Below are 24,016 nucleotides of genomic sequence, written 5' to 3'. Positions count from 1 at the left end.
TTACTCCGGCAGCTGCTCAGTGATTTGTAGGAGACCTGCAAGGGTCTCGTTCAAAGGCACAGGCTCGCGCAAGTCTTGCTGTAAAAAGCTATTGATCGTTCCGTGCAACCTCACCGCGCAATCGGTAACCGGATCACTCCCGGGTTGGTACTCGCCCAGACGCAGCAACATTTCAACCTGACGGTATGCAGCCAGGAGCTGGCGCAACCGGTTGTTGGCCTGCTGATGCTCACGGTCGGTGACGTTGGTCAGGATTCGGCTGATGCTGGCCTGAACGTCGATGGCGGGATAATGCCCTCGCTCGGCCAGCTTGCGAGACAGCACGATATGGCCATCCAGTAGTGACCTGACCTCATCCGCAACAGGATCATTCATGGAGTCCTGCTCGATGAGTACCGTGTACAGCGCAGTGATAGAGCCGACTTCGCTCATCCCGGCACGTTCTACGAGCTTGGGAAGTAGGGTGTACACCGAGGGTGGTAAGCCACCACGGCCTAATGGCTCGCCAGAGGCAATGCCGATTTCGCGCTGAGCACGGGCGAATCGGGTCAAGGAATCGATGAGCAACAATACTTTCAGCCCTCTGGCGCGATAAGCCTCGGCAATAGCCGTGGCAGTAAAGGCGGCGCGGGCGCGTTCCATGCTCGAGCGATCCGAGGTGGCACAGACCAGTACCGAGCGCTGCCGTAGGTCATCGTCCAATTCGTGGTCGAGAAACTCGCGCAGTTCCCGACCTCGTTCTCCAATCAGGCCGAAAACGATGACATCGCAGGCCATATTGCGCGCCAGCTCTGCGAGCAATGTCGTTTTGCCACAGCCGGCGCCAGCAAATAAGCCCACGCGCTGGCCTTCCCCTAGCAGTATGGCGCTGTCGATCGCGCGCACGCCTGTAGGCAAGGCATTGGTAATGCGTGGTCGCTGGGTCGGGGGCAGGGCGTCAGCAATGACCGGTAGCGTCTGGCGATTATCATGAGGGCCTGCAAAAGCCCCTCTGTGGCCCTCCAGCAAAGGGCGGCCGAAGCCATCGAGGACGCTGCCCAGCAACTGCTCGTCGACACCTATTCGATGGGCCATACCCAACGGCCAGATGGGAGCGCCAACTTGAATGCCCTCCGGTGAGCCCAACGCACTGAGTAGGGTCCGGTCATCGGTAAAGCCGACAATTTCAGCCAGAATCGCGCTGCCGTCTGCTTTGCTTACCTCGCACAGATCACCTACTTTGGCTGCAGGAATCTGACATTCCAATAGAATTCCGCTCACGGCACTCACCCAGCCGCTCACGCGCACGGCAGAGTAACAGGCAAGCCGTGACGTTTGGCTGGATACCCAGTCCTGTAAGGTACTATTCACCAGACCACCTCGTAGCGCCGCTCCCCCTGGAACTCCAGGCGGCCATCGTCGATCCGGGTCAGCCGAATGCCATCGAGCTCATCGCCCACGTACAAGCGCTTTCCTTCTGCCGTCACGATATGGGCATGGGGGCCCGACATGATCTGGACAATAGCGAAGGGAAGGGAGGCGCCGCCTACCGATACCTCGTCGATCAGCGTTGCCTTGGTTTCATAACGGTCTTTGAAACGTTGCAACATCCGCGCGTAGACCAGATGGGCTTCCTGCTCAAGGCTGCCACGCAGCACTAATCCGTCAGGCGTCGACTCGATTGCGATGTCAGTTAGCAACCGATCACTTAGCATCGTCTTGAGCTTTGACATGGCTTCCTCATCGCTTAATTGAAGGCGCTGAGGTGCGGCATGTGAAGACGTAGCTTGAGCAGAGCTGTTCTGCTTAATCGCTTGGTTATCGGCCACGGCAGATGCCGGACCACTGGAGGAAATACTCCAGGCGCTTCCCACCACACCCAGCAAAACACCCAGGGCTATGGTGGTCATACGGCTGAACAGAAACGTTTTAGGTTTTGAACTGGATCCGTTTGACGTTGACTCTGTAGGCTGGTTACTGGTTTGCGAGCGGCCAGAATCTGGAGTAGGCGTTGCCACAACGGGCCAGGCATCCTGTGCCGCGGATATGGTCAGCCAAACCGAGCCTATGACAAAGAGTCGATTAGGATAGAGATCGTCCGGTGATAGGGGATGGCCCTCCTCATCAAGTACCACACCTTCTTCAGCGTTCAGTACCCATCGCTCGCCTTCTCGTTTCAGGCAGCCATGTCTTTGCTCGACCCCAGCGTCATGCAGCGCGAGATCAAGCTCATCGTTCGCACCGATCAGCCATTGCTCACCTATCAGGGGTAGGGCGGCTCCCTGGTGAAGGCCATTCAGCACACGCAACTCGAACATATCTGCTCTCCTTGGTTCAGGCAGCGTAATCGTTGTCCATGGCCGCGGTATCGTCTTCGAGTTCGAAGCGACCCATGACCTTTACCTGAGCGGTGGTTCCGATTTCCGCAAATGACATGACAGGCACGTGGTAGAACTCCTCCTGTAACAACGTCCGTAACGGGCTTCGCAGGTCCTGAGCCACCAGCAGAACAGCCTGTTCGCGCACCCGAAGGGGAAACGCGAGGTGAAGTTGCTGCACCAATAACTGACTGGTCTCATTGCTCAAGGCAAAAAAGGTTTCGGTTTGGGTCTGGCGCAGGCCATCTCTCAAAATGCCTTCGCTTTCAGGCGTCAATAGCCAGACCAGCAAGCCTTCTGCACCGGCATATTGGTGATAGAGCTGAGATTTCAGGGCGATCCTGACGTAGTCCGTCAGGGCTGTAGGCTCACGCTCGTACTGCCCATATTCGATCAGCGTTTCGGCAATCACTCGAATAGAGCGCAATGGCACGCATTCGGATGCCAGACGCTGAAGGACCGCTGCGAAACGTGCCAGCGGCACTGCCCGCTGCATCTCCTGAGCCAGCTCCGGCTGTTCCGACTCCAACCAGCCCAGGATAGCCTTGGCCTCTTGTAAGCCAATAAACTGAGGCCCGCATGCCTGCAATGTACGCTCCATGCGTTCTACAATGAGCGTGCTGGCCGTGACCCTCTCAACCTCCTCATGTTGCAGGTCAGGCGTATCAGCCGGCAGCCAGACCCATTCAGCCTCCTGTCGATCCGTACTGCCTTGAACTGCCTGTTGAGGCGCCTGCTCAAAGAGACGCGCCTCCACTGCCACATGGCTATGCGTAAAAGTGGCCCTCAGGACGGGCACTTCATAAACGGTGAACCTGAACTCATCAGGTGCCAGCAGAGGCGATAGTTCAATGATGAAAGAGGGCAGCGTCAGGCCATAATGCACTACGAGCCGGTTACGTCGCTGGCGAATTTCGCTCACCAGGGACTCGATCAGGGCAACATCCTGCGCGGGATGGAACTGCAGGACAAACTGGCGACTCGGCAAGAACGTACGCAGGTCCTCGTTACCGTTCAGCTCCGGTGCTAGCGCTTCAGACTGATCCTGGGCAACCGGGCGGGCCCGTCTCAGTTGCAGGAAGCCGCCACAGCCGCAGACGATGGCGATAATAATGAATACGGTCGTAGGCATGCCGGGAAGCGCGGCGAACCCAAGCATTGCTACGGAGGCGATGATCCATGCCTTGGGTTGGCTGGTAATCTGCTCTGCAATTTCACGACCGATATTGCTCTGGGCTCCCGGATCGCCGTTGGGTACACGCGTAATGACGATCCCGCAAGTGACCGAAATCAGTAGTGCCGGTATTTGCGCAATCAGCCCGTCACCGATGGTCAGTACCGTGTACAGCTGCAGGGCGTCACCGGCTGTCATGCCATGTTGTACTACCCCGATCGCGATCCCCCCGATCATGTTGATGGCGACGATGATCAGGCTTGCGATAGCATCGCCGTTCACGAACTTCATCGCACCGTCCATGGCACCGAACAGCTGGCTTTCCTTACCTAGCTCGGCCCGGCGGTTACGGGCTTCCTGAACAGTGATCAGGTTGGCTCGTAAGTCACTGTCGATGGACATCTGCTTGCCTGGCATCGCATCCAGAGTAAAGCGCGCACCCACTTCAGCCACCCGCTCCGATCCTTTGGTGATCACCAGAAAGTTCACGACGGTAAGAATGAGGAAAATCACCATGCCCACCGCAAGGTTACCGCCTACCACAAATTGTCCGAACGCCTCCACGATATGACCGGCATCCTGGTTCAGCAGAATCAGCCGGGTGGTCGAAATCGAGAGTGCCAGGCGAAACATGGTTGTAAGCAACAACACTGCGGGAAACGTGGAGAACGCCAAGGGGCGCGGCAAGTGCATGGCCAGCATGATCAGCAGGCAGGAAATACAGATATTGATTGCGATCAGGACGTCTACCAATACCGTAGGCATTGGGGTAATCATCATGAATACGATGGCTATGACCACAAAAGCGCCTACTACCTCTGAGCGCCGCATTGCAGCCAGAGCGATAGCATTCAGAACATTAATCAAAGGTTCCATACGATATCGGTCTCCTGGGCGCGTTGTTGCTCTTTATCGGTCAGTTCCGTGCTAAGGGTGAGGAGGTTCTCCTTGGCTTTCTGGAAATCGCTCTTGTTACGCCAAAACCAAAATAGTAACGACATTCGCTGAGTCAGAATGCGCATCAATTCGTTGAGAAACGCCAGTTGGTGTTTGAGCTGCTCACCGCCAATGAGCTGTACCAGGGTTCGTGTTTGTACAGGTTCCATGAGCTTGTTCATTAGCGTGAGGAGATGCCTGAGCAGGGCAATCGCCTCAACCTGAATCTGCGGGTTTTTACCGCGCATACGACCCAGTATGTGCTCACACTCATGTAGCAGGGCGGCTACATGCTTTGCGATGATGAGATTGCTCATCAAGGGAGATGCTTGGTGAAGAACATTAGCTGAGGCTGCGTTTGCAATGTCCTCAGCCATCTCGGAGCGTATTTCACTGAGCGATAATTCATATTGACCTTGCTCTCGCAGCTCATTCAGCAGCGCGTCTACCAGAGCAATGACATTAAGAGGGCCATTAGCCGTTACGCTATGGAGTGTCTGGGATCGGGTACGCCGCTGCGTCTCGGTACTAAAGCGACCGCGTACTTTTGTCAGAGAGCCGGTCGAGGGCCGAGCAGGTTTGCCGTATTCCTTATACAAGAGCTTGAACTGACGTCTGAACAGGAGCTGTTCGCTATCTTCGCCTTCGTTCCTGGCCTGTCTTGCGGCCACTCGCAACATCTGGTGAGCCAGGACGGCATTGCCACCACAGCTTTCAAGAATATGTTTGAGCGTTTCCTTCGAGTTCTGCAATTGGCGATCTTTGAGCTGCCTTCGCAATGACTGCGCCGCCTCGCCTAGTGCTTTATCCAGCCCCTTGAGGTAAGTGGCGTGCAGCTGTTGAGCTGACAGTTGCAGTCTATATGCCTGTGACTGCAGGCCCGCAGACAGCGCGCTTTGATCGCGTCGGCTCGCTGTCTGACCCTTCTGGGCCAGCGCAGCGTCTTCTTTGGCCAGTGCATGCGTACCTTTCTCGTCGGATGAAGCAACACCCGGGCGTGTCTGAGTAGGTCCGGGATGAGGAGCATGCGGCGGTGTCTGCACCTCGGGGTGTACATGAGAAGGGGTGGGCAGAATCGGCTGGGCAATTTTCATGGCGTACTTCTGGGTAGAGTCATGAACCATGAGTGGTATGCCGAAAGGAACAGTTCCAACGTTACAAAAGAGGTTCTTCTGCATGCTGGCGTTGTGCAATATTTCGTAATGCCCAGCGGTGAGTTATGCAAGAAGTTGCGTTAGGTGATAATTTTAAAATTTAAAAAATATAAATAAATCAGTAGTTTAAAGAGGATTCTTCGCGTGGCACGGGTATCGCAATAGAGAACTTGCCAAATCCAATGGAAGGTAAGTCCAATGCATACAAGAATCTCCACCGTCCCTTGCGCATCTACCGGTATTCGCCAGCTTTCAAGTGATCAGATCCAGATGCTGAGAGCCTTTATTCAGAAGCGGGTTATGAATCAGGACGATGTCGACGATATTCTTCAATGCACTTTTCTCGAGGCCCTGCGCAGTGAACACAAGTTCCAGGGAACCAGTAAGCCGCAAACCTGGCTTTGCGGTATTGCATTGAATCTTATCCGGAACCATTTCCGTCGGCTTTACAAGCAGCCTTATCAAGAGAGCTGGGAGGACCATTTGCATTCTGAAGTTGGACAGGGGAGCGATATCGGTCATCAGGTAGACGGACATCGCCAACTGGTCAGAGTCGTCCATGCGATCGACCGATTGCCTGTCAATATGCAACGTGTAATCAAAGTTAGTCTGGAAATGGATGGTAATTATCAAGACACCGCCTTGTCGCTGGGGGTGCCAATCGGTACGGTTCGGTCGCGGTTATCCAGAGCGCGAGAACAACTAAAACGGCACGTTGAGTCAGCCACCTGATCTAGATGTGGTAACGCTGTAAGGCGCTTCTGTATTGATATGCCAGATTAGAAAAGGCTGAAACCGTTGTACCGTTTCGCTCATTCAGAAGTGTTACCCTTTAAGGCTCCAGCACGACCCTGAAAATGAGCGCAGGCAGATACTGTTGTACGTAAGTATCCAGCCTGCGCTCAAACTCCATGCGCTACTCATGACCGCTAGCGGCGCTCAGCGAACCACCAGGTGGCGAACCACCGGGTTGTGTCACACCATGTCCTCTGTCCTCGGAGGAGCAGGTGGTGCCAACGTTGAGGTAGCTACTGGTGCTGGGATGGATGTTGGGGCAGTTGGTAAGGGGGAATTCATCAGATTTGCATATCTCTGACTTAAGCCACGTTGACCACGATGATAGAGATCTTGAGACCTTTGAACTCCACTAGAGAATGTACTGACTGTCGAGTTGCCTATTCCGACAGCCTTGTCCTTCGTATATGCCGCTCCGTCGACTATACCTCTCGCTACGGAATTAATAGCGCCTTCCACGCCTTTGGCCACATGTGCGTCCGTTGCCTCAACCGCTTTTTTAGACTCTGACTCCCCCAGGCTTGCGCCTGCTGCCCATAAGCCAAACGCAACCGCACCCAGGATGTTTTTTACCGCCTCGGCGGCAGCGGCTACTTTGCCATCGCTAAGACCATGCTCTGTAGCTAGCGTCCTTGTTGCCGTCGTAGCGCCTCCCATGGCAGCAAATCCACCGGCCAGGCTCATGTTGCCTACGATACTTGTGGGGGAGAACACGGTTTTGACGGCATTACCGGATACAATCGATTTAATTGCGGAGGCAGTACCTGCGCCGAGCCGTGCAGGAACCATTTTCAACAGCGCAGTAGAATCCAGATTCCTCAGTACAATAAATTCATCCAACCATTCGTGCTCCTCGGCAATCGGCGTTGGTGCTTGGCCTTCCGGGACGGTATCGCGGCGGCCATAGAGCATGGCGGGACCTAGCAGGCTGCGGCCTTTATCACGGCTAAGGTTATAATGCTCGATAGCCATGCCTACGATAACGGCAGTGATTGGCCGCATATATGCTTCAAGGGCTGCAGCCAGCTCTTGTTTCCCTTGGCTCTCTAGACCTACGCGAATCGGATACAAAGCGGCATTGCGAATGGCAAACCCGACTAGCCATTTGTTGCATTCATCCATAGCATTGCCGAATGAGTTTTTGTCGTGTGTCTCGCGCTTCTCTGACAGCGATGCTTGAAACGATCCGTGCAATTTCTCATCTGGAGGTTTTTGATAATACTCAGGTTTTAATCCAGACAGCATATCGTTAACACTTGCATCCGCAGCCCCGGCGTACCAGGAGGCCAAAGCATTTTGGAGGGCCGCCTCGCCTTCGGGCGTATCTCGACGGTTAAAAACCTCAAGCATGGATGGCCAGGTATTGGTCGCCATCGTGACGGCGGCAAATGGAGATCCCCCAATACCAGACTTGAAAGTGGCAAAGATCCTATCGGCGATATTTGCGTTTCTTTCAACTATGTCCATATCGCTTACGGTATAGCCTGCGTTAAATAATCGTTGAGCCCGATCATCTCGAATAGCATCCAGTTCATCGTTATGCCCCCGTGCTGTGGCAGCGGCGGTTTGCTGAACGTCAGGGATGTTGCGTCGATATGGAAGGATATGGGTATCAAGCCTGTCATATATTTCCTGGTGGAAGCGATCCATATTCCGAGCGCTTCGTGCAGGACCAACAGGTGTAGTGAGTTCGATCTCATTGGCATGGTGAATAATTTGGTGCGTCGTGGCGATACGCTGAGTATCCATAGGGGAAGTATCCTCATCGTGATCGGCAGGTTTTAATAAGGGTGAATCGGGTGGTCTTATAGAAACTCCCGCCAATCGCTGCCACCGCTATTGCGTCTCGATCCGGATACTTTAAGCGGTAGCACCCTGCGACCTTAGTGAACGCTGCGCCTTAAGTGTTCCATAATTTTGAAGATACTTTTAGATGAGATAAGTGGTGGGAAGAGGTGATTTCCAAACCTGGGAAGAGACCTGTAAAGGGGTAAAGCTACTGATCTCGGCGACTCCCTAAGTCGTATGCCAAACACAGCTGACCAATACAAGTTAAGTGCAAGGAGGAGCTTGCATTCCAGCGGTCACAAAAAAGCTCATCTGTTTTACGCCTCTAAGGAGTTCTCTTGATGGCAGAGATCTCTAGCAAGCTGCCCAAGTTGGTGGGTATCAGAAAAGGCATACATGTAGGCACCCACTATCAGCGTGACACGCCATTAGGCTTCGCACTCATAATGTAAGAAGGTGCCAAGCGAAAGGCCTCTACAAACTATTGCCAGAGCGGCAGCTGCACACATCCAAGACGGCAACACTGTATTGACGGCACCACAAGTGCTGCGCTGGCGTTGCATCTCTGCTCACGGCAGGTGACCAATAGCCTACTGGCGGTGATGACGATCGCGAACGCCCGAGACTCCTCTGGCAATGACTGACAGCGATGTATGCGGATTGATCTGGGTACATAGGGGCCATTGGCAGAGCTGACAGTGAGTCGCCTGTAAGCGTTTATCACTTTATCACCTCACAACTAACGCCTTTCGAGCCTCCCCGTTTATCACAGTTGAGAATGCTGCCATTAGCTAACGGGACGCGAAAGAGCTAACCTCTTCTATGCCCTCTTTTCCTCAAAAAATTTGCGCACCCTAAGCGTGCCAGAAGGGGGAGTCCAGGTCGTTAGCTTGGGAGTTGAGTAGCTGATACCACTGCTCAGTAGTTGGTACATCAATATGGTCATTTCTATCTTTTTCTTCCTCGATATCAGTTACATAGGAATCAAGAAAGTACTGTTTTATATGAGGTGGTATTTGTGGAAGAATCTGTTTCACGGCCTGGTGAAGTAAATTGCTCTCATTAGGAGGTATTAAAATAATATCATGGTCTTGTTGAGCGGTAGTCGGGTTCATGCCGTAACTTGCTGTCCGCAAATCAGGTAACGCATGCAGAAATATCTCATGGAAGACAGTAAATGCAATCATTGCATGCATCTCAAAGTCTTGATCCCAGTCTTCGCTGGCAATTAATCCGATTGAAATCCTTGATCTATTGCCATTCGAGTTAGTAACGCCACGGTCCATATCGCCTTCACGATCATAAAAATCAAAGTCTATTTTATTGAAGTCTTGAGGAAATGATTTGCCGATTACGTTTATAATCAGCATGCACATGTCTGCTACTTCTTTAGGCGGCTGGCGCAGAAAACGTACTTCTGCCTCGGTGCCGTTGGTATGCAAAGCATAAAGGGATGAGGCGCTTATGGCGGGCCGCCCTGTTTCGGTCGAAAGCGCCAACTCCTCATTAGCGCCCGCTACAGAATAAGTGCTGGACGCTGCAGCTGGAGAAATAGGACCGTCGCGAAAGTGGTGAGGATTGCGTAAGCGTATTAATGCTTGCGTCAACTGGCCTCGTGAGCCCTGTGCAGATAGATTGTCTGATATTGGGTGCGGATCTATTCTCCTTATGGGCGGAGCAGGCGCACATAACGTTATAGACTCAGTGCCACCCGTCGACAGCACATCCAATGTAATTCTAACAATATCATATTGCGAATGTTCGTTCAGTTTCGCTTGAACCGTCAAATTAGCAGGGCCTGCGTTAGGAACAGCCACCTGCTGCCTATATTCTGCTTCAGTTAGCTTGCTGGAATGTATATGCAGCGCTCCATCCGCTATGCCGTTATATGCCAACAGCGCAAAAAGTTGATGGTGAGGGTCCGGCTGCGCCTCAACTTGGGTTAATGCTAGTAAAGCATTACGGCTCAACCTGGCTAAGGGCAGAGCAGAAGGGTGAGTTTGCTCAGTCTGCAAAGAGGAGGGCGATAGTGGCTGACTCGCGTCTAATGAGGTGGCTTGATACCTCATCTGAATGCCTGAACCAATAGAGTCCACAGTATTATCTCTTAGCCGTCTGACTTGAATCTAGACCTCTACGTGGTCAACCAGCCTTTTCAGTTCCTGATTTTTTAGCCATGGGAAGAAAAGATTTATACGCAACAATCTACGGATCAAGCCTTACCTTCAAAGGCAGATCGATAACTGAAAACTCAGGATAATATGCAAAGCAATTTCGGGCCGGACCCGGATTATATTAAATTAAGACGAAGCATTGTCCGCCTATAGCCTAGCACTAAAAGTATCTTTCACTTGCTCGAGTGTAATCCTATGTGGAGTAAAGAGATGACTATAGATTTGCATGGGTGCTAGATTTATTTTTGGCCAATTTAGAATCATCTGATTTTTGGAACTCATCCCCAATAAAGACCACTCAAGTAGTCATCTATTTGAGTGAGACCTTTATATACAAAATCATGAGGGGGGGAATCAACAATGTTTACAGTACTTCATGCTAGGGGATCAGCGCTATATGACAACAATACCCAGACCGTTAAGCTGTGGGAGGCGATACCAGGTAATCACAGAGGAGAGACGGTTACCGTTTCAGCTCGCTTAATGACTGAATTGCATACAGCACAAAGCGTGATAGACACAGTAAAAGAAAACCTCAGCTACGGTGCTGGCAATTTAAAGAACGACTTTATGCTGACCTCAGGGGAAAGCTACCAACGATCGATTGCGGCTAGACACATCCGTGATACAGATTTTCGCGGAGATGATAATGGACTCGCGAAATCCGCTTTGGCAGCTCAGGCTGGGACATGCTCCGAATATTCAGCATTAATTATTGCCTATCTTTCAAATATGGATCTACATCGTCCTATCTTTACTTATGCTGCGGCTAATGAGCCGGATCATCAATTTAATGTGATAGGCGATATACGTGAGTCAGCTGACGCTGTAGTGGTTGACGCATGGCCTTCATTCGCGAAAGCCCATTTGTTAAATAATGCGAGTTTTCAGCCGTCATCTACAAGCGTTTTAGACGTTCACTATCCGGGGATGAACATCAAACTAGAGCTTGAGGACATGGCGGAGGTTGCTAAGTTGAGCAAGGAACGTGTAGCGCAGATTAATAGGATCAAAGACACGCCTTCCTATGAGGAAGTATTGAGGCATCGACCGGATATCGGACTCAGAAATAAACTGCATGGGATCAATAATTTAGGTGTTAGATATCAAAATAGAGATGATTCATCTGACATATTCGAAAATAAGGTAAGTTCTCATGATTACGAACGCCAAGCGCATGGAACATTTCTAGTGCAGCATCATCTTTCTGATGGTGCGTATGATATGAATCCAGAAAGCCTGCATAATGCTGAAGAGGATAGCTGATCGTGAGTAATCAGCAATTTAATAATGTTGTCACACCGTTGTTAAACTATCTTAGCATACAAACCCCTATGACTAATGATGAGCAGGCTATTCTTATTGACTTTAAAAATTTACAGCTGCAAATCACACCTTTAAACAATCAGGAACTGCTGTTAGTTGCTAGTCTTGGTGTTTTGCCTTCGGATAGCCTGGGTGCATTGGCTAAAATACTGTTAGGAGCAAACAGTATTGATCCTATTGCTCCACCTATATCAGTATCAGTAATAGGCTCTCAGAGCACCTTAATACTGTGGAGCCGTGAAAGATTTGTACATTTAAACTCTGCTGAAATTATTGTTTTGTTTGATCGCCTAGTTTCTAAAGCTAATAGATTGATTGAGGATATTCGAGCCGACTCTCTGTCAAGCAGCGCTCCGGTTAAAGGTGGGGAAATAAAACCATCTAAGACAGTACTGACAAGCAGCTGCAAATGGTAGAGCTATTATTTAAGGGCATTTACTTGGATAAGCTTTAGACACTTAAAATTTAAGCATCCTAGCTGCCATACAAACTGAATCATTCAATACGGCTTATATGGGCAGCATGATAGTGAGTTTACTTAGAGGCGAAGCACTTAAAATCTCACTTAGATAATCTATCTGCAATGTCAGGGGCGTAACGCCCATCAAGCTGGACGAACAATAAACGGCAGTTGCTATTGGAGCGGTTTGACCATGCGTGGTTGGTACCGCGTTGCACCACCACACTTCCAGGCTTAAGCAGGACTTCTGCATCGTCGAGTACGATATAGATCTCTCCTTCGATCACGACACAGTAATCAACTGCCTCACTTCGGTGCATCATTGGATGCGGTGAGTCATGTTTAACAGTCAGCCCGTCGACGTAGTTGACTTGCTCAAACAGCTCTGCAATACGCGCTTCATGCTGATCAAGATAGGTCTCATCTGGGGGAAGATCAACGAAGCGAATGCGAGTCCCGTTTGGCGGTGGGTTATGCATCACAGGGCCGGTTGTTGGATCAGCGGCATTGTTTATCTTTACAGGCGAACCTGTAGTTTCCCAAACTTCGTGAAAGACAAGGCCCGGGATAGCTTCCATTTCAACGACCGAAGGTAATGCCCCTTCGCTGCAAACTGTGGACCTGCCGTTGGCATCGTGGCCCGTGACGATACGATGGATAGGCAGAAAGGACATAACAATATTCCTCCAAAAGTTCTCTTCGATTCTATAATGTGATTGTTACGATAATAGTATTTCTTACAGATCCAGGAATATTATTTTGGTAGTTATATTTGAATCCTAGGCTAGCCAGGAAATGATCATTTGGAAGATTTCTTTGCCTAACTAATAGGATAATGAACTAAGATTCATATGAATATTTGTTGTCTAATGTTCATATTCAAAAATATCCACTCTTGAAAAGACTGTCTTACGCAAAGCATCTCCACGTCACTGCCTTTTCCTATGAATTTCATTCTTACTCGTTGAGTCAGAGTGAAATAGTGCTCTGGTCGAAAGAACGGCTAACCAGCCTACCATCGAGAATGAGCCACACCTTGTGATCCACTCACTTGGTAGGGTTTGTCTGAAAAGTTATGTTGTACAAGTTCTTACGTATATCCCATTGACATATCCCGTTATGGTTCTATTATGGGATATACATTAAATATATCCCGCGAGGTGTGCTGTGGAACAAGGCGCAGTTTTTCAGAGCAATCGCAGTCAGGCCGTAAGGCTACCTAAGGCTGTTGCCCTACCAGATGACGTAAAGCGCGTCGATATTGTTGCCCTTGGTCGGGCTCGACTCATCACTCCCGCAGGGGAGTCCTGGGATAGCTGGTTCGATTGTGAGAGGGTTACTGCAGACTTCATGGCGGAGCGTGAGCAGCCGGCAGATCAGGAGCGCGAAACGTTCTGATGCTCAAGTTCATGCTCGACACCAATATTTGCATATTTACTATCAAGAACAGGCCCCAGGAGGTTCGAGAAGCCTTCAAACGGCACCACGGTCAAATGTGCATCAGCACTGTAACGCTGATGGAGTTGATCTATGGAGCGGAGAAGTCTTCTAACCCTGAGCGCAATCTGGCGGACGTAGAAGGCTTTGCGGCTCGCCTGGAGGTGCTCAAGTATGATCAGGAGGCTGCTGCCCACACTGGACAACTTCGTGCTGAGCTTGCCCGCCTGGGTAAGCAGATTGGTCCCTATGACCAAATGATTGCCGGGCATGCACGCTCCCAGGGGCTGATTGTCGTTACCAATAACCGTCGAGAGTTCGACCGCGTACCTGGCTTGAGAATTGAGGACTGGGTTGCCTCACCCGAATAAACGAGGGTCAAAGTGAGTACTTTAGTTGTGCGCTTGGAGCGCTTAAATTTCAGGATCGTTCATACTGCCGAAACAAATCTGTAGTTTGTCCAGACATCGTCATGCTCAGGCCTTTTACTTGCCTGGATGTCATAACAACAACGTAAAACGAGGCAACCATGGTGAAAAAAAGAGCGTTCAGCGAAGCCATGCAGGGACGAAACCTTCGTTATATGGGTAGTACAAGCCAATCCTCCTCAACCTCTCGCGTCGGCTTTGTACTCCTTGAGCACTTTTCCCTTCCTGCTTTTACCCAGGCGCTCGATACACTTGTGACGGGAAACCTGATCCTGGCAGATACCTTTTCCACCGTAACCCTTAGTTTTGATGGCGAGCCGGTCATGAGTGACCTTGGGCTTGCGATCTGTCCTGACGCGGCGCTTTCTTCAGGGCAATGCAATAGTCTGGATCTGCTCGTCGTGTGTGGAGGGCTGCGTACCGTCCTGTACCCGATCCCTGCGCTCAGCCGCGCGCTCAAGGTTGCTGCAGAGAAGGGGGACGCTGTAGCAGGGCTGTGGAATGGCGCGTGGTTCCTCGCTCAGGCAGGTCTACTTGATGGATACAAGTGTGCTGTCCATCCCGAGCACCGAGTGACCGTCGCTGAACTGGCGAAAGACAGCCAGGTGACCAGCGAAAGCTTTATTGTTGATCGTGATCGGCTAACCGCGGCAAGTCCTGCAGGTGCGCTTAATATGGTGCTTGGCTGGATTGGTAGGCGTCATGGACATCAGCTGTCGGATGCCATCGTAGATATACTGGCCTTTGAGGAGTCGCGTTACCGTCGGGTGCGTCCCACCATGCATGAGAAGATGAGCGAGCCTCTGCGCGAGGCTATCAATCTCATGAGCGCAAACATTGAGGAGCCACTGAGCCAGGAGCAAATATCCCAGTGTGTAGGCCGCTCCAAACGGCAGATCGAGCGACTCTTCCAACTGCAACTGGGAACCTCTCCGGTTCGCTATTACCTGGAGCTGCGGATTACGGAAAGCCGTAGGCTGATTCAGCATTCTGACCTTTCTCTGCTTGATGTCGCCATAGCCTGCGGGTTTGTTTCTCCGAGCCACTTCAGTAAATGCTACAAGTCGTTCTATGGATATGGACCATCCAGGGAAACGCGTTATGGCTGCGTTAAGGGTAAGCAGCGAGTCATGTAATTTTTAGCAGCTCAATGGGATAGGAAACTCTAAGAGCCTGTTCACGATTTTTCGAAGAACATGCATAGCCTATGAATGAGAACCAAAACCTATCCCAGCGACATAAGTCGAGAACGATCCGACCGAATGAACGCTCTTCAAATCCGCTCAGCCATATAGAGTGACTTATGGCCCGGTATGATCCTGTCCCAGGATCCAAAGCTTGCGTGGGAAGGCTTCTATGATTGATCAGGGTCCAGATCATATGCGCGCCGCTTTTCAGGATCTTGCAAAATTTCATAGGCTTCTTGGAGTTCTCGAAACTCAGCCGTTGCCTCGGGACTTTTGTTATGGTCAGGATGCTTTTCTAAAGCAAGCCTTCGATAAGCTTTGCGAATTTCTCTTTCTGTTGGCGACGCGGTAAACAATCCTAAGCGTGCATAAAGCGATTTGACCGCGGGCTTGGCTTTGATGTCCTCGGCCACGTTGGCTGCGCCGTTGGTAGTTGTTTCATCCTCTTGCGAGTGCGTGGATGGTTTATCATTGTCGATCCCGGGTTCCCTCGTTTGGCGAGGCGGCGGAGCACTACTCGCACGCGGTTTCCCAGCAGATGGCCGCTCGCCATTGAATTCAGGGCCATTGGGCTCAGCGCGAGTTGAGTTCTTTTCAGGCCTGGGTGACTTGGCATTTGCGCCTTCATCCGCTGGGCGCTGACCGTTGAGCTTCGCATGTAACGCCACTTGGCTCAAATGTGACTTCAGATGGGGCTTGGGTGCCTCCTGGCTTGCCTTATTCTCAGCCGCTTGCGCCTCATTGGGGTCCATTTCGTAGTTTTCATAATCTGCATGCGAAAAGCTGCTGGCCGATGCATGCCCGAAGAAAGGCGCTTCCCCAGATGCTTGTTCCGGGTTGATCTTGGGACCCTGACCTGGACGAGGTGGAAGCGGCGGTGGAGTCTCTTTCGGTGTTCGTCCGGTAGATGGCTTGAATTCTGTACTAAAGCCAGCCTGTGCCTCACGGGCTGTACGTGGAAAACTGTTTGCCCGTGGCCTTTGAGGAAGAGGGGGCGATCCATAGGTACTATTAGGATTACCGTTCTGGCGGCCAGGACGCGGAGGAAGCGGCGGCGGAGCTTCCCCATTACCAGATAATTGAGCTGCTGGGTTATTGATTGCGGAGACGAACCCTCCCGTGATATTTCGGATTACGCTACCTAAACCAATATTACCTGGTAAGGCACTGCGCGCCTTTGCCATCAGGCTGTCGTTACCAGCTTGTTTGGTGCTGGGTGACAGTGTATTTGCCAGCTTTGTACCTAAAGAGAGTAATGCTTTGCCCTTACCATCACTCATACCGAGAAAGCCTAATACCTCAGACATCGGCTTTTCGAACCCAATACTAATGGTGGTAGCCCCATAGGCAGGGCGATCCAAGAAGATTTCTCGGCCCATACCATTGGCTTGAACAGCTCTGGGCTTTTCGTCCCCACTTAACACTTTCAGGGCAACATCAAACATTTTTTGTTGGAGTGGTCCAAGCGATGCTCGCTGCTGATCCAACCATGAGCCAGGGAAATGCATCTTGGCGCCCATAGCGATGTTTTCTGCGACATGAAGATCCAGATGCACCGAAGGCTTGTCAGCTTTGCCCAGCTCGACCTGCAGTGATGTTAACGATGCATTGGATATATGGATCATCGGGCGCCTCCTAGAGCGGATACCCGACTGAGTGGCTCAGGAGCAGGCTTTGTTCCAATATACGCGACGATAGTTTTTGAGGTGACTTTACCCCTGCGAATATCGCCCAGCCGTGGACATATTCTCTATTACTATCCATAAATGTTGGAGCAGGAGTTAAAGGGTTGGCTGGAAAATCCAACCGGTTGGCCTATATTTTGTGAAAGCATAAGAACACGGTTCTGCCGCATTCATGTTTCAGCCTCAATTAGTGCCCGGCAAAGCGTTCCGGATCAAGGAGGCGAACGCGTCAATCACCTCATCCTTGCTATAGCGCCCTCGTACTAATGCGCCTGAGAGTGCTTCTCCCGCGCCAACAAGGCCCGTACAGCATCGCTCCAATTCGCCAGACGAAAAAGCTGCGTGAGGTTTGAGCACGGCTATGAACATTTGCACGCAGTTATCCAACAGCTCCTGAAAGACTGCTGCTTTCTCTTCGCTGCCTGCCAGAGCTGCGCCTATTGCATAGAATTCGTCGGTTGTGTCTCCTGCGCACTGAATGTAGGCGCTTGCCAGGAGTTGGGCAGTTTCTTCAAGGCTCCGCGGGGTTAAGGACATTGCGTCACGGAAAGCGTTAACCCGCTCGATATCAATGCATCTGTAGAGCTCGATCAACAGGCTCGAGCGGGTATCGAAATGATCATAGACCACCGGTTTGGAGACGCCTGCGCGGACGGAGAGATACCCCAAGGTCAACCGGTCTGCTCCTTCCTCCCGCACGATCAGCAATGCGGTATCCAGCAGTTGTCTACGCCGCTCGGCTTTTGGAAGCCGGCGTGTAGAGGAACGTATAGCGGAGGGCACTGTTTCTTTTTGCACTTGATCATTCCCGAACCAAAAAAACCTACCAATGGTAGGTTCAGATAAGTGATAGTCGTGATAGTTTACCTACCAGTAGTAGGTTGAAGCCTGGAATTAGGAGATCATGTAATGTCACTTAATCCTATCCTGTTAATGGGCGGTTCTGGCGCAGTTGGTCATCAAACTGCCCGGGCGCTGCGCGCAGCCTATCCTGATGTACCACTGCTGATTGGCGGCCGCGATGCTGCCAAGGCCCAACAGGCCGCAGAACAGATTGGCGGAGCGCAAGGCGTGGTCATTGACGCTGGCGCCGACGATCTGGGCCTTGGGGATCGCACCGTCAGCGGCGTCGTAGTCTTCTACATGGACCATGCTATTGCCGGGCTACGCTACGCCCAAAAGCACGGTGTGCCTCATCTCAGTATTTCATCTGGCATTTTCGAGATCGCACCGGAAATCGCAACCTACATGCACATGCCTAATGCTGCACCCATTGTCCTCGGTTACGAATGGATGGTGGGCGCTACAACGGTATCCACACTGAGCATTGCCAGTGCGTTTAGCCGCGTGCACGACATACGCATCAATGCGCTGGTCGATGAACAGGATACCGGAGGCCCGACTGTTGCAAGCGACTTTGAGCGCCTGAACAGGATGCTGCCAGCCGCGCTGACCCGGCGTGCCGGTGTATATATTTGGCGGGAAGGAGAGGATGCCAAGGTCAGCTTTCGTGCAGTTGATGGTACTGAAATCGAAGCGTCCGGGTTTTCATCCATTGACGTCGTTGGCCTAGGGGCCGCAACAGGCGCAGCCAATATCCAGTTCAATATGGGCATCGGGGTTAGCTCAACCCGACGTCAGGGTAAACCTATGTCGACCGAGATCATCATTGAGCTTGAGGGCGAGGACCTAAATGGCGAACCACTGCGCACACGTCATGCCGTCATCCATCCAGAAGGCGCGGCACCGCTAACAGGCCTTAGCGTAGCAATGGTCCTTGAAAGGCTGCTCGGGCTGGACGGTCAACCGCCCACCTCACCGGGCCTTTACCTCCCCTACCAGTTACTGAACTCCGCCACGTATTTGAAGCGCCTAAAGCAGGAGGGGGGTGAGCTACGTAAACTTCAGGTGTAATGAGGCTACAACACCCAGCTGATGGCGTCCGATAACATGGGCGTAAACTACTGCAGCCCTGGCGGGCTGCAGTGCATTCTCCGCTAATATAGCCGATCAGATCACCTTTGGGCCTGCTGCACAGGCCAAACTAAGGTTTTGGTTGGGCAGGGATAGAGTCTAGACGGCGAAAACACCTGGACGCACCTTATCCGGGTCAGCGGATTTTGTATGCATCTTCAGCTCGGCCGCAATCAGCGGGCAGGGCCTAACGGTCTCTTGTCTGACACTGCTTCGCTGGGTGTCATCAGTTCAGTGATCCATTGGATAAATACACGTAGTTTGGCGCTGACATGCCGGTTTGGCGGAAATGCTACGTACATTGGCATTGGGTCGAGTTGCCAGTCTTCAAACACAGGAACCAGCTCACCTCGAATCAAATAATCTTTGGACATATAGTCTGGTAACCAGAGGAGACCTAGCCCTGCCAGCCCGGCTGCCAAATAGGCATTACCATCGTCCACGGCCAGCGCATAATGACCCGTGACATTGACGCTCTCATTGCCGGAACGCATGGCATAGGGAAAGACCTTGCCAGTGCGCGCCCAGAGAAAGCCTACGATACGGTGGTCAGTACCTTCTAATTCCCGAGGGTGAAGTGGCGTTCCCCGATGCTCCAGATAGCTCGGCGCGGCGTACACCCCAAGCCGTAAATCGCCTATATGGCGAGCAACCAACGATTGATCGGTAATCTTGCCACCACGTACAACGCAATCCACATTGTCGCCAATCAGATCGACCATACGATCACTGACACCCATATCAAGTTGGATATCAGGATACTTTTCGTAAAACGCTGGAAGTGTCGGGATCAGAACCAGACGGGCAAAAGGGCTGGGCACATCCACTTGTAACCGCCCTCTGGGAGCCAAGGAGGCGCTGGATAAGCTCGTTTCGGCATCATCCATATCCGCAAGCAGTCTGACCACGCGCTCATAATAAGCGGCCCCATCGGCCGTCACATTGACACGGCGTGTGGTCCGGTTGAGCAGCTTAACGCGTAACCGGGCTTCCAGTTGCTGCACCAGTTGGGTAACGCTGGTCTTGCTCATATGAAGTGTTTCGGCAGCCTTGGTAAAGCTGCCTGCCTCCACAACACGAGCAAACGCCTGCATTGCATCAAAACGATCCATCGTTGTTCCTACTGTCTTGTAGATTATTTGGATTTTACAAATAGTGATGACTGCGCCTGCTAGTTTATTCAACAGGTAAGCGTTCCTTAAAGTCTCTCTACACCGGGCATTGACCCATAGGAGAGCAACCATGAGCACACGCAACGCCGTTTTTCCAACTGGCCGTCAGGCATTGTATGAGCGCAATCGTTATTCACCCGCGATTCGCTCCAACGGTTTTTTGTTCGTTTCAGGACAGGTTGGTAGTCGTGAGGATGGTTCACCCGAGCCGGAACTGGAGGCACAGGTGCGGCTTGCTTTTGAAAATCTGAACGCGATTCTGGCTGCAGCAGGCTGCTCGTTCAAAGATGTCATTGACGTAACGGTTTTCATCGTTGATCCCGAAACACGCTTTGATACGATCTGGAAAGTACTGCCCGAATACTGGGGAGAAGCACCTTATCCGACATTAACCGGCATTGGCGTTACATGGCTCTACGGCTTTCAATTGAGATAAAGGTCATCGCTAAGCTTCCAGACGCTATCACTAGCTGAACTGTGCAGTGAAAAAGTACTTTAAGCTCGGCAGTTGAGCTGACGTTCATGAAGCCCAGCTTACTTACTGCCGAACTCTTCAAAAAGCGCCTCATATCATTGAACAAATGGAGAAGGCTACGATTTAACAGGCTGTAACATAGGGTTACAGACTTAATCCCCTTTTGCTCGTAATAAGATCATTTGAGTGATAGGCCCTGATCTTACGTTGCCTGAGAATCGGCCAACCATAAGGCTCGCTTTATGGCTGTGGGGTCTTAATTGTAAGCAAAGCACGCTTTATTGTCTCGTCGCTATAGGTTCACACCCTTGCATGTAGAGAAAGTGCCCCGCCTGATTTCATTTTGGCCCTGACCTGTTTACTCACACGCTATCTACTGCGTTATAGGAAAGTCAGGAGCCCTTTATGTCTACCGTCAAACCCTGCTTCATTATTGCTCTGCTCTCATTCAGCATTTCTTGTCTTGCAGACAGCAATACCGCTGATTTAATACAGGACGGTGAAAATAATACAGCGACGATAGAACAGCTTGAGACAACGCTTATTAGTCAAGCGGCTATCAGGCAATCCGGCAGCAACAATATTGGGTATATACAGCAAGGTAGTGAAAACGCCAGCACGGCAAATCTTTACCAAGAGGGAACAGATAACGATGCCCGACTTTACCAAGCGGGTAACGGCACTCAAAGCCATATTGAGCTACAACAGCAAGGACAGGGCAATCAGGCCAATATTGCTTTTGGAGAATCGCATTATTCAAATAATTTTTCGGGTATGCAGCTAGGAAATTACAACGCCATTGAAGTGCAGGGAGGCTATGACGCGTATGGAGCGATCAACCAGAAAGGCGATAGAAATGGTGTTCTGCTCAGCTTGTCAGGCTCGGCAGGCGTTGATCAAACTGGTAATGACAACTATGCCTCAGTTAACGCCTCAAACGAAGGTGAGCTGTCTATCGTTCAGGAAGGCTCAACCAACGAGCTGCTCATATCGCAAATAGCCTACAGTGGCGGAGAGTTGATAGGCACTACCGTTGGTAACAGTAACGTGGTCAATATTGAGCAGCGTGGCGAGTACCAAGTGAGTCTTAGATACGTTCAGCAGGGTGACGGTAATCAGCTTGCTATTCAACAAGGCAGCTGGTTAGGCGGTTACGTAGATGTGACCCAAAATGGTAATAATAACCTGTTATCCGCTAGCCTGGGCGGAGGCGCTGGAGCATTGCAGGGAGAGACTGAAGGTGATTCTAACCGAGTTGAGGCCACCCAATGGGTAGATAGCTCTAGAATTTCTTACATTCAGACCGGAGATGCCAACACACTTCGAGTGTATCAGTCCGGTACGTATAGTTCGGTAGAAAGTATTGCCTTTGGAAATGACAATCGTGTAGATATCAGCCAGAGCGGTGAAGGCTCGATTGACGTTGATCAAAGCGGAGATCTGAACATCGCTCGACTTGATCAAGTTTCCTCCTATGAGAATCCAAGTAGCGCAACGCTGGCACAGGTAGGCATTGCGAATGAGGCCATTATTCAGCAATCCTCAAACTTTGAAGGCAGCAGCCGTGCTGTGCTCAGCCAGACAGGTACTGGCAACAGGGCCAGCGTTAGTCAGTAATGTTTAGGCAGCGCGGCAGCTAAACGGTCGCGCTGCTACGAATGGATGTATCTATGCGCACATGGAAGTATTGGCTCGGAAAACTTTTCAATAAAAGAGCAACGGTTATCGATTCTGAGAATCGCCGTTTAAGTGAAGCGTACGCCATTCTCCGGAATTATCCGAAGGATGCAGACTAGGCGTTGTTAAATCAGCACTATAATGGCTTCGTTCGAGAGTTTGCCGTTAGAGCGGTATCCAGCCAAACATGTGTCGACTCGCTAAGGGCTTTGCTTAAGACCTTAAATGATCCGATTCCACAGTTAAGAAGCCTATCTCTTGACGCACTCGAGACTTACCTCGCTATGGATCCAGCGTGCCGGAGACTGGATCAATCAGCAGTGGCTAATGGTTGATTCGGTAAACAGCATGCACCATCGAGAGCGGTTTCTTGAAAGAGAACACGCCTACGAAGCAGCAGGGCTGTTACCCGTCGGAAGCACCAAACGGCTAGCCTAGCTGCGGGTCGCTCAGTTGCTACAATCACTAGAATGAACGTTAAGGGCATACGAGGCACTTTGAAAAAGAGTCAACTTCCAGTCAAAACTTGCCCAGTGTGTGGTTTACCATTTGCCTGGCGCAAAAAGTGGGAGCGCTGCTGGGAGGACGTACGCTACTGCTCAGAGCGTTGTAGGAGGCATAAGCGTTCGGAGCACTAAGCCGCTGAGCCGGACAGTTGAGGTTGTGGTGGTTTAAACACATCTTCAAAAGGCACGACAGCCAGACAAATCGCTTTTCATAGAAGCTTAGCAAACTAACGCAGGGGAGAGCGTTTAAGAGCTTAAATCAAAAGACCAGCGCTATTTCGAGCGCTGGCGGTATGGCTTAGCGCTGAATAATGGTAGCCGCGTTATTGTTACCAGACTGGGTCACGACTGCCGATGCACCATTTAGCTCACTACCTTGGGTAATGTTTGCGTGATTGGCAACACCCAACTGGGTCGCGTTTGCAGTGAAATTGTCAACAAAACCTTGCTGCGCGATATTTAGAATATTCTCATCACCAGACTGAGCGAATATAGCGCTTCCGGTTTCAACTGACTGATCGATATCCACAGTATTATTGTTGCCAAGGGTTGAACCCGAGAGGGTAATTGAGCGCCCACTGGAATAAATATCAGCTTGGTTACCCAAGCCATCCTGTGTCAGTGTGATCTTGCCGAACTGACTGCCCATATATGTGTTGGCGTGATTGCCGTCACCGCTTTGCGTCAGCTCAGTACTGTTATTTCCCATCCTGTACGAGGAGCCTGAAACACTGGCAGTGTTGTTATTACCTGCCTGATTAACTGAGGCGTACGATGACGATCCAAGGTTGACATCAATACCGTTATTATTACCCACCTGGCTCAACGTGGCGCCAGAAATACCACCGGTTACTTCACCGCGAATTGAGTTGTTGTCACCAACCGAAGACGTCGTTACACCTGCTGCATAGCCAGTCACCGTAATATCAAGCGTGTTTGCGTTGCCTTCCTGGTAGGTACTGACACTTGAGCCGAATGTATTCCCACCTCCGTTTTCGCCAATACGGACAGTGGCGTTATTGCTATCACCCCGCTGAGTTATATCAGCGTTGTTATCGGAACCCTGTAGCTGATAAACCGATCCACTATTGCTAGTGCCGTTCTGAAAGATCTCAGCCTGGCTATTCTCTTGGCTGTCCTGTTGAAGATAGGCGTAATTTCCGCTGCCCTGCTGCTCTAGCGAACCTGTATTGTTAGTACCGACTTGCTGTACTTCGGCAGTATTCATCTCCGCGAAAGCTTGGGAGCTGATTATGATCAGGATGGCAGCAGCAAGAGGTTTGATGGTAAGCATATGTTCAGCCTTTTCCT

20 protein-coding genes and 1 pseudogene are annotated in these 24,016 nt (G+C 51.1%); 10 read left to right on the top strand and 11 right to left on the bottom strand.

Annotated features, from left to right (window positions below; all coding sequences use genetic code 11):
* From PLU01S_RS12430 to PLU01S_RS12415, 4 genes are read right to left on the bottom strand one after another with little or no spacing between them, the layout of a single operon-like run.
* A complete protein-coding gene (locus tag PLU01S_RS12430) occupies positions 1-1,350 on the bottom strand; it encodes a FliI/YscN family ATPase (protein ID WP_074825788.1) in 1,350 nt (449 codons plus the stop codon).
* Positions 1,347-2,297 carry an FHA domain-containing protein gene (locus PLU01S_RS12425; RefSeq protein WP_074825785.1) on the bottom strand — a complete coding sequence of 317 codons (951 nt, stop codon included), beginning with the start codon at positions 2,295-2,297 and terminating at the stop codon, positions 1,347-1,349. Before PLU01S_RS12425 ends, PLU01S_RS12430 begins: the two co-directional genes overlap by 4 nt.
* A 16-nt stretch (positions 2,298-2,313) precedes the next feature.
* Positions 2,314-4,407, bottom strand: a complete 2,094-nt coding sequence (gene sctV / locus PLU01S_RS12420) for a type III secretion system export apparatus subunit SctV (RefSeq protein WP_074825782.1) — start codon at positions 4,405-4,407, stop codon at positions 2,314-2,316.
* Positions 4,395-5,561: a TyeA family type III secretion system gatekeeper subunit gene (locus PLU01S_RS12415; RefSeq protein WP_139208783.1), complete on the bottom strand. Its 1,167-nt coding sequence runs from the start codon at positions 5,559-5,561 to the stop codon at positions 4,395-4,397. Before PLU01S_RS12415 ends, sctV begins: the two co-directional genes overlap by 13 nt.
* A gap of 258 nt (positions 5,562-5,819) precedes the next feature.
* Between PLU01S_RS12415 and PLU01S_RS12410 the strand changes: the two genes are divergently transcribed.
* On the top strand, positions 5,820-6,353 hold the full coding sequence (locus PLU01S_RS12410; protein WP_074825779.1) for an RNA polymerase sigma factor: 534 nt from the start codon (positions 5,820-5,822) through the stop codon (positions 6,351-6,353).
* A 243-nt stretch (positions 6,354-6,596) separates the two neighbouring features.
* Here the strand turns inward: PLU01S_RS12410 and PLU01S_RS12405 are convergent, their stop codons facing one another.
* Positions 6,597-8,165, bottom strand: coding sequence for a hypothetical protein (locus PLU01S_RS12405; protein WP_074825777.1), 1,569 nt, complete (start codon positions 8,163-8,165; stop codon positions 6,597-6,599).
* Positions 8,166-9,058: 893 nt separating this feature from the next.
* Positions 9,059-10,300 (bottom strand): hypothetical protein, encoded by a 1,242-nt coding sequence (locus PLU01S_RS12400; RefSeq protein WP_139208781.1) that lies wholly within the window; start codon positions 10,298-10,300, stop codon positions 9,059-9,061.
* Between the two features lie 438 nt (positions 10,301-10,738).
* On the opposite strand from PLU01S_RS12400, the gene PLU01S_RS12395 reads away from it, so the two are divergent.
* Together PLU01S_RS12395 and PLU01S_RS25355 are read left to right on the top strand one after the other, a co-directional pair.
* Entirely contained in the window at positions 10,739-11,644 is a 906-nt protein-coding gene (locus PLU01S_RS12395; RefSeq protein ID WP_074825772.1) for a hypothetical protein, read from the top strand.
* 2 nt (positions 11,645-11,646) lie between these two features.
* Positions 11,647-12,120: a type III secretion system chaperone family protein gene (locus PLU01S_RS25355; protein WP_139208779.1), complete on the top strand. Its 474-nt coding sequence runs from the start codon at positions 11,647-11,649 to the stop codon at positions 12,118-12,120.
* A 145-nt stretch (positions 12,121-12,265) separates the two neighbouring features.
* Here PLU01S_RS25355 and PLU01S_RS12390 read toward each other — a convergent pair whose 3' ends face one another.
* Positions 12,266-12,838 (bottom strand): cupin domain-containing protein, encoded by a 573-nt coding sequence (locus PLU01S_RS12390; RefSeq protein WP_074825770.1) that lies wholly within the window; start codon positions 12,836-12,838, stop codon positions 12,266-12,268.
* A 493-nt stretch (positions 12,839-13,331) separates the two neighbouring features.
* Here PLU01S_RS12390 and vapB point away from each other — a divergent pair, with 493 nt between their 5' ends.
* The 3 genes from vapB (at position 13,332) to PLU01S_RS12375 (ending at position 15,165) form a co-directional block, all read left to right on the top strand.
* Positions 13,332-13,562 carry a type II toxin-antitoxin system VapB family antitoxin gene (vapB, locus tag PLU01S_RS12385; RefSeq protein ID WP_074825764.1) on the top strand — a complete coding sequence of 77 codons (231 nt, stop codon included), beginning with the start codon at positions 13,332-13,334 and terminating at the stop codon, positions 13,560-13,562.
* On the top strand, positions 13,562-13,972 hold the full coding sequence (vapC, locus tag PLU01S_RS12380; RefSeq protein WP_074825762.1) for a type II toxin-antitoxin system tRNA(fMet)-specific endonuclease VapC: 411 nt from the start codon (positions 13,562-13,564) through the stop codon (positions 13,970-13,972). Before vapB ends, vapC begins: the two co-directional genes overlap by 1 nt.
* Before the next feature lie 158 nt (positions 13,973-14,130).
* A complete protein-coding gene (locus PLU01S_RS12375) occupies positions 14,131-15,165 on the top strand; it encodes a GlxA family transcriptional regulator (protein WP_074825760.1) in 1,035 nt (344 codons plus the stop codon).
* Between the two features lie 218 nt (positions 15,166-15,383).
* Here PLU01S_RS12375 and PLU01S_RS12370 read toward each other — a convergent pair whose 3' ends face one another.
* On the bottom strand, positions 15,384-16,841 hold the full coding sequence (locus PLU01S_RS12370) for a J domain-containing protein (RefSeq protein WP_074825758.1): 1,458 nt from the start codon (positions 16,839-16,841) through the stop codon (positions 15,384-15,386).
* Positions 16,842-17,084: 243 nt separating this feature from the next.
* Entirely contained in the window at positions 17,085-17,699 is a 615-nt protein-coding gene (locus PLU01S_RS12365; RefSeq protein WP_233432159.1) for a TetR/AcrR family transcriptional regulator, read from the bottom strand.
* A gap of 111 nt (positions 17,700-17,810) precedes the next feature.
* Here PLU01S_RS12365 and PLU01S_RS12360 point away from each other — a divergent pair, with 111 nt between their 5' ends.
* Positions 17,811-18,815 (top strand): saccharopine dehydrogenase, encoded by a 1,005-nt coding sequence (locus PLU01S_RS12360; RefSeq protein ID WP_074825756.1) that lies wholly within the window; start codon positions 17,811-17,813, stop codon positions 18,813-18,815.
* 233 nt (positions 18,816-19,048) lie between these two features.
* Here the strand turns inward: PLU01S_RS12360 and PLU01S_RS12355 are convergent, their stop codons facing one another.
* Complete coding sequence (locus PLU01S_RS12355; protein ID WP_074825754.1) at positions 19,049-19,987, bottom strand: LysR family transcriptional regulator; 939 nt, start codon at positions 19,985-19,987, stop codon at positions 19,049-19,051.
* Between the two features lie 130 nt (positions 19,988-20,117).
* Here PLU01S_RS12355 and PLU01S_RS12350 point away from each other — a divergent pair.
* From PLU01S_RS12350 to PLU01S_RS12340, 3 genes and pseudogenes are all read left to right on the top strand, one after another.
* A pseudogene (locus PLU01S_RS12350) lies at positions 20,118-20,521 on the top strand (RidA family protein).
* Between the two features lie 406 nt (positions 20,522-20,927).
* A complete protein-coding gene (locus PLU01S_RS12345) occupies positions 20,928-22,139 on the top strand; it encodes a hypothetical protein (protein WP_074825752.1) in 1,212 nt (403 codons plus the stop codon).
* 557 nt (positions 22,140-22,696) lie between these two features.
* Positions 22,697-22,837: a DUF2256 domain-containing protein gene (locus PLU01S_RS12340; protein ID WP_074826164.1), complete on the top strand. Its 141-nt coding sequence runs from the start codon at positions 22,697-22,699 to the stop codon at positions 22,835-22,837.
* 166 nt (positions 22,838-23,003) lie between these two features.
* Here the strand turns inward: PLU01S_RS12340 and PLU01S_RS12335 are convergent, their stop codons facing one another.
* On the bottom strand, positions 23,004-23,999 hold the full coding sequence (locus PLU01S_RS12335; RefSeq protein ID WP_074825751.1) for a hypothetical protein: 996 nt from the start codon (positions 23,997-23,999) through the stop codon (positions 23,004-23,006).
* Positions 24,000-24,016 lie beyond the last annotated feature (17 nt).

Source organism: Pseudomonas luteola NBRC 103146, from assembly GCF_002091675.1.
Taxonomy (GTDB): domain Bacteria; phylum Pseudomonadota; class Gammaproteobacteria; order Pseudomonadales; family Pseudomonadaceae; genus Chryseomonas; species Chryseomonas luteola.
The sequence above is the reverse complement of the archived record's forward strand: the minus strand, read 5'-3'. Positions and strand labels throughout refer to the sequence as shown.